We start from the raw sequence: 1,516 nt of genomic DNA on the forward strand, positions 1-1,516 counted from the left end.
CCCTGTGTGCTAATATCAGATGAGACAGATTCCATTGGCTGAGATCCGTTCTGATCAGGGCGCGAGGAACTTTCCATGGACGACATGACCCACCCAATTGACCGACCAACCTTGAGCACCGCCGAGCGACAGGCCATCTTGGACGAGTACGACTCCTACCCGCGTGGCGACCCACGGCGGGGGGCCATCCTCCGGCAGCATGGGCTGTACACCTCGCAATTGGCGAAGTGGCGACAGCGCCTTCGTCGCGGTGCGACCAGCCTCGACAATCAGCGCCCTGGCCCGGTGCCCCAGCCCGCCAATCCGCTGGCGGATGAGAATGCTCGCCTCCGCCGCGAGAACGCCCGCCTCCAGCACCAGCTGACCAAGGCCACCGCCATCATCGATATCCAAAAAAAAATGGCCACGCTGCTTGGACTGGCAGCAGCCGCGCCGATGGACAACGAATCATGATCGCCAGCGTACACGACCTTGCGCCCATCGTCGGAATGACCGCCGCCTGTCAGGCGCTTGGGGTGCCGCGCAGCACGGTCTACCGCCGCCAACGACCCGCCGCCGTGCGGCGGCAGCGCACCGTCCGTCGCCATCCGCGTATGCTCAGTCCCGACGAACAAACCGCCGTGCGGACTGTGCTGAACAGCGAGCGCTTTGTGGACCAAGCCCCGCGCACGGTCTACGCCACGCTGCTTGACGAGGGCATCTCTTTGTGCCACTGGCGCACGATGTATCGCCTGCTGCGGGCGGATGCCGCCACCCGTGAGCGCCGCGCCGTGCGCCGCCATCCGGTCTACACCCGACCTGAATTGCTGGCCACCGCACCGTGCCAGGTCTGGAGTTGGGACATCACCAAACTGCGCGGGCCGCAGCCGGGTGTGTGGTACAGCCTGTACGTGGTGCTTGACATCTTCAGCCGCATGATCGTCGGCTGGCTGCTGGCCACCCACGAAGCAGCCCTGTTGGCCGAACAGGTGCTGGCTGATGCCTGCCTGCGGGAGGGCATTGTGCCTGACCAACTGACGATTCACGCCGATCGCGGTGCGCCCATGACCTCCACGGTGGTCGCTGACCTGCTGGCCGATCTCGGGGTGCGGCGCTCGCACAGTCGGCCAACCGTTTCCAACGATAATCCGTACTCGGAGGCGCAGTTCAAGACCATGAAGTATGGCCCCACTTATCCGGATCGGTTCGCCAATCTGGCGAATGCGCGGGCGTGGGTGACGGCGTTCGTGGACTGGTACAACCACGTCCATCGGCACAGTGGGCTGAGCCTGCTCACCCCCGCGATGGTTCACAGCGGGACAGCGAACGCGGTGGTGTCCGCGCGTCAGGGTGTGCTGACTGCCGCTGCTGATCGGCATCCGGAGCGCTTTGTGCAAGGGCCGCCGACCTCGCCACCCGTTCCAACGGCGGCGTGGATCAACCCGCCGCTCAGCATGGCTGCGCAGCCAGACGACCCGGCGCGGCTGAAACGGAATTCCTGATCGTCACCCGTCTCAAAAATATTGACACGTTCCGA

The 1,516-nt window shown here is 64.8% G+C and carries 2 protein-coding genes; both read left to right on the top strand.

The window, feature by feature from the left end:
- The first annotated feature begins 75 nt into the window (after positions 1-75).
- Positions 76-453: a transposase gene (locus SE18_RS10210; protein ID WP_054534355.1), complete on the top strand. Its 378-nt coding sequence runs from the start codon at positions 76-78 to the stop codon at positions 451-453.
- Positions 450-1,481, top strand: coding sequence for an IS3 family transposase (locus tag SE18_RS10215; protein ID WP_054534356.1), 1,032 nt, complete (start codon positions 450-452; stop codon positions 1,479-1,481). Before SE18_RS10210 ends, SE18_RS10215 begins: the two co-directional genes overlap by 4 nt.
- Positions 1,482-1,516 lie beyond the last annotated feature (35 nt).

Source organism: Herpetosiphon geysericola (assembly GCF_001306135.1).
Taxonomy (GTDB): Bacteria; Chloroflexota; Chloroflexia; order Chloroflexales; family Herpetosiphonaceae; genus Herpetosiphon; species Herpetosiphon geysericola.